The following is a 4,736-nucleotide window of genomic DNA, read 5'->3' as shown; positions in this document are numbered from 1 at the left end:
CTATGATGCTTACTCAATTCCCTCAAAAAATCCTTCAAGCCTTCCCTCCAGAACCGTAAATCCTGTAGTCCATTTGTACGGATCGCCATATGATCCAACACTGAGTATCGCGGACGTTGTGCTGGCCGAGGAAACTCCTCGGTTGTACATGGCTCTACTTGAGCCATATAATGTTTCCTTAATATGACAGAAGCTTCTTCAAAGATAGCCTGCGCAAACTCAAACCATGTACATTCCCCTGTATTTGAAGCGTGATAGATGCCATATTTCTCGGTTTGAATCAATTCCAGCAGAAATGTTGCCAGATCTACCGTGTAAGTAGGCGAACCCTTTTGATCGTTTACAACGTTAAGTATCGGTTTTTCCTGCCCAAGCTTCAGCATCGTCTTCACAAAATTTTGCCCATGCAAACCGTATACCCAGGATGTTCGAACAATAAAAAATGTGGAAGATAGGCTCTGAACCAAGATTTCTCCGGCTCGTTTTGACTTCCCATAGACACTCTGGGGATTGGTATTATCGTATTCCTGATAAGGTGAAACATTGGTTCCATCGAAAACATAATCCGTACTAATGTAGCAGAACTTCGCCTTCACTCGCTCAGCCGCTAACACCATATTCCGGGTTCCTACGGCATTCACGGCATACGCCGCATCGACATCGGTTTCCGCCTGATCGACCGCCGTGTAAGCTGCACAGTGGATGATCGCATCGGGTTTAAACTGTTGCACACGTTCCAGACACATCGCACCATCGGTAATATCCAACGAGTCCCGATCGCATGGCAACACAAGATGTCCTGCATTCTCAAAAAGATGCACGACATCATGGCCCAGCTGACCTTTTGCTCCGGTTACAAGCACTCTCATGATGGATCACCCAAACGATTACCATACTGTTTTGCGTAATACTCTTGGTAGGCCCCAGTTTGAATTCGAGTCCACCATTCCTTATTGTCCAAATACCAACGAATGGTTTCCTTAATTCCAGTTTCAAACGAGTGCTTTGGCTTCCACCCCAGCTCCTTCATGATTTTGGTAGGATCAATACCATACCGGCGATCATGCCCAGGACGATCCTGCACATGCTTGATCAACGATTCCGGCTTGCCGAGCTGCTCCAAAATCGTACGCACAATATGCAAATTGGTTCGCTCATTATTTCCGCCTATATTATAAATTTCACCGTCACGTCCGTGATGAATTACTAGATCGATCGCACTGCAGTGATCCTCAACGTAGAGCCAGTCACGAATATTTAATCCGTCGCCATAAACGGGCAGCGGCTCATCAGATAATGCTTTAGAGATCATCAATGGAATCAGCTTTTCGGGGAATTGATACGGCCCGTAGTTATTGGAACAACGTGTGATGTTCACCGGAAGCCCAAAGGTTTCATGATATGCACGTACAAATAAATCTCCACCCGCTTTGCTGGCGGAATAAGGACTATTGGGTGCCAGCGGAGTCTCCTCCGTAAACAGCCCGGTTTCCCCCAGCGAACCATAGACCTCATCGGTAGATACTTGAACATATTTCCCTACCCCATGCTTTTTGGCAGCATCCAACAACACCTGAGTCCCCAACACATTGGTCTTCACAAAAATATCCGGTTCCAATATACTGCGATCTACATGCGATTCCGCCGCAAAGTTAACAATGACATCAACGCCTTGAGCAATTAAAGCATCCATGGCCTTAGCTTCCGTAATGTCCGCTTTAATAAACGTATGATTCGGATTGCCTTCCACCGACTTCAAGTTTTCCAGGTTTCCGGCGTAAGTAAGTGCATCCACATTGAGAATCTGATAGTTCGGATGCTGCTTCAGCATGTATAGCACAAAGTTGCTGCCGATGAAGCCGGCACCGCCTGTAACGAGAAGTTTCATCTGAAGGAATCCTCCTAATCGAAATTCATTTCAGCCTCCGCAAATGTTGGATGCCTCCGGTCTTTGTCCGAAAGCAACGGTTCACTGACCGGCCAATTAATCTTTAAAGCTGGATCATTCCATAGTATGCCGCGATCATGTTCCGGAGAATAATATTCGTCTACTTTATAGAAAACTTGGGTGTTCGGTTCAAGGGTGCAAAACCCATGAGCAAAGCCTTTAGGCACTAAGAGCTGACGCTTGTTTGCTTCACTTAAAGTAACCCCAATCCACTGACCAAAAGTTGGTGAGGACCTGCGGATATCTAATACCACATCATAGATGGCACCTGTCAGGACGCGGACCAGTTTGGCTTGCGCCTTCGGATTCAGTTGATAATGTAATCCCCTCAGGACACCTACTTCTGAAGACAAGGATTGATTATCTTGGACAAAATGATAGTTAATCCCCAGTTGCTTCAATACAGCTTCATTATAACTCTCCATAAAAAAACCCCGGTGATCTCCATGTACCACCGGTTCAAGCAAGAAAACCCCTTCCAATTTTAATGGGGTTAATTTCATAACCAAGCTCCCTCCCGTCAAAGCTTGAGTTGCCCAAATTCCTCACCATATACTAAATCCTTAGCCAATTCATTAGCTCTAGCCAATGACGAATGCGTCCCTGCATCCGTCCACCAGCCTTGCAACACATCAAAGGTGAGTTCTCCTCGTTTAATATATGCATTATTGACATCCGTGATCTCCAATTCGCCTCGTGCAGACGGCTTTAGGCTGCGAATGATCTCAAAAACTTTATGATCATACATATATATTCCGGTCACTGCGTAACTGGATTTGGGTATCCGAGGCTTTTCTTCGATGGAGATGATACGATTCCCTTCAAGTTCAGGAACGCCAAACCGGCTAGGATCTGGAACCTTCTGAATCAATATTTTAGCTCCAGTCTGCTGATTTTTAAAGTGTTCAACATATGGTGTGATGTCATCAGCAAACACATTGTCACCGAGTATAACGACCATTTGATCGTTTCCTACAAACTGTTCAGCCAAGCCAAGAGCTTGCGCAATTCCCCCGGCTTCATCCTGCACTTTATAAGTAAAGGAAACCCCCATCTCACTCCCGCTGCCGAGTAAACTCACAACGTCACCCATGTGCTCTTTACCGGTAACTAACAGAATGTCGGTAAGTCCTGCTTGTTTTAGCTTATATACGGCGTGAAAAACCATGGGGTACTTTCCCACAGGGAGTAGGTGTTTGTTGGTGACTTTAGTTAAGGGAAACAGGCGAGAGCCTGTCCCGCCTGCTAGGATGATGGCTTTCATTAGTTCACCCCAATCGGTAGTTAGTCAAATGAATACATTTCTCCAGATAGATTTGTATCATTATATAGAATAAGAACAACATTTATATCGTGATCTTTGATATACTGGTAGACACTTTTTTCTTTATAGTGCCGCAAATCTAATACATAGGTATCAGAGAAATGTTGTGCTAAGAAAGGAACTATTGCATTTGCATAGGAATCTTTTAAAACAAGTAGATTAGTGTTGTTTTTGTTTTTATAGTGAAAATGGATTTCAGCCATGTCCCCCGAAGAAAGACCAGCATAAGTAATCTCTCTGTTTGACAGTTTCGATCCAAACACTTCTGAAAAGTTACTCAATATTTTACCCTTCGAATTTATAGCTGAGAATTCTGTTAAATCCTTTTGGGTATCAGGATAATAACCACATTGATATTCAGAATCAGAGTCCACTAATTTGAATAACTTTTTACTATAGCTACCCACAAATTTTGCGTTGTCGTTACATCTAATCGTATAGTCCTTTATAGGTTCCTTAGAATTGGAGTCTAAAAGATTATTCATTTTACTGATAATGATGGGATATGCGTTTAACGCTCCCTTGAAATTCCAATGATGATCAGTTTTAAAATACATATCTTCTAATTCATCTGCAGAATATAAGTCAGTAAAATATTCTGGTAGATTAATATAATTTATCCTAGAATCCAGTTTCTCCACAAAATAATTACGTCGTTCATTACCGATATTTTCGTTCAGATAATCTGGATATTTTTTCGAAAGAATATTTTTTTATGTGGGGCCAAAGCTAAGTATAATGAAACTCCATTAGAATCAGTATAACTGGCCAACTCATTTATTTGCTCCAAGGAGGTCTTTAACTTACTTTTCTCTATTAATGTCGTTGGCGCTTCCATTAACCATCCATCTTCACCTATAACAACCCCATTAATAATAGTCTTACGCATTTCTAATTGAAGTAATGTATAGGTTTTAATTAATAAATCCCTTTCAAACAATTGATCATTATAATATGATTCAAAATTATCAAAAAATTCACCTGACAAAAGTCCTTCTTTACTTACTTTAGGCTTTTGGGATAAGGATCTATTCTCAATATCTGAGGTCAGCCTATCTGTTGTTATCCAAGAAGTCAATCCATAAATAGATATACCGCCTATAAATAAGACAGAAATTACGATACTGGTAATTTTGTTCATAAAACTTAGTCCCCTAGTAAACGAATAAAAAGTTTAAGTTCTAAAATCTAAAATAGATAAACGGGTTGTACGTGGAATTTGCCAGAAAAATTGTACTTAGTAAAAATAAAAGAAAAACAGCTGACGGAACTACAACAACTTCATAAATCGGATATTTAGTAAACATTCTTTGAATTTTTTCTTTAATAATATTAGCTACCGGTATACATAATAATAGTCCCACCACAAAGTAAATTCCGTAATCATGCAAATAATACAGTGACAGTCTATCTATAATATTATTAGAGTTAACCCCAAACATCACTTTTAAATATTCGAAAGAG

The 4,736-nt window shown here is 41.0% G+C and carries 6 protein-coding genes and 1 pseudogene; all 7 read right to left on the bottom strand.

Annotation, left to right across the window (positions count from 1 at the left end; translation table 11 throughout):
- Window positions 1–869, bottom strand: an 869-nt coding sequence (rfbD, locus tag POTG_RS13685) for a dTDP-4-dehydrorhamnose reductase (RefSeq protein WP_009225423.1), incomplete at its 3' end; no start/stop codon positions are given.
- Window positions 866–1,888, bottom strand: a complete 1,023-nt coding sequence (gene rfbB / locus POTG_RS13680) for a dTDP-glucose 4,6-dehydratase (protein WP_009225422.1) — start codon at window positions 1,886–1,888, stop codon at window positions 866–868. The genes rfbD and rfbB, both read right to left, overlap by 4 nt.
- A gap of 14 nt (window positions 1,889–1,902) precedes the next feature.
- A complete protein-coding gene (gene rfbC, locus POTG_RS13675; RefSeq protein ID WP_009225421.1) occupies window positions 1,903–2,451 on the bottom strand; it encodes a dTDP-4-dehydrorhamnose 3,5-epimerase in 549 nt (182 codons plus the stop codon).
- 17 nt (window positions 2,452–2,468) lie between these two features.
- The gene (locus POTG_RS13670) at window positions 2,469–3,212 is read right to left on the bottom strand and encodes a sugar phosphate nucleotidyltransferase (protein ID WP_009225420.1); all 744 of its coding nucleotides are present in this window, start codon (window positions 3,210–3,212) and stop codon (window positions 2,469–2,471) included.
- 20 nt (window positions 3,213–3,232) lie between these two features.
- Window positions 3,233–3,913: a DHHW family protein gene (locus tag POTG_RS22755; protein WP_232282298.1), complete on the bottom strand. Its 681-nt coding sequence runs from the start codon at window positions 3,911–3,913 to the stop codon at window positions 3,233–3,235.
- A gap of 35 nt (window positions 3,914–3,948) precedes the next feature.
- On the bottom strand, window positions 3,949–4,413 hold the full coding sequence (locus tag POTG_RS22750) for a hypothetical protein (RefSeq protein ID WP_050769768.1): 465 nt from the start codon (window positions 4,411–4,413) through the stop codon (window positions 3,949–3,951).
- Between the two features lie 40 nt (window positions 4,414–4,453).
- A pseudogene (locus POTG_RS24870) lies at window positions 4,454–4,736 on the bottom strand (MBOAT family O-acyltransferase); the annotation flags it as partial.

The organism is Paenibacillus sp. oral taxon 786 str. D14, assembly GCF_000159955.1.
Taxonomy (GTDB): domain Bacteria; phylum Bacillota; class Bacilli; order Paenibacillales; family Paenibacillaceae; genus Fontibacillus; species Fontibacillus phoenicis.
Note: the sequence above shows the minus strand (reverse complement) of the source record. Positions and strands in the feature narration are given on the sequence as shown.

Excerpts from the sequence above, each read along its gene's own strand:
- rfbB (WP_009225422.1), bottom strand. The coding sequence starts at position 1,888 with ATGAAACTTCTCGTTACAGGCGGTGCCGGCTTCATCGGCAGCAACTTT.
- rfbC (WP_009225421.1), bottom strand. The coding sequence starts at position 2,451 with ATGAAATTAACCCCATTAAAATTGGAAGGGGTTTTCTTGCTTGAACCG.
- POTG_RS13670 (WP_009225420.1), bottom strand. The coding sequence starts at position 3,212 with ATGAAAGCCATCATCCTAGCAGGCGGGACAGGCTCTCGCCTGTTTCCC.
- POTG_RS22750 (WP_050769768.1), bottom strand. The coding sequence starts at position 4,413 with ATGAACAAAATTACCAGTATCGTAATTTCTGTCTTATTTATAGGCGGT.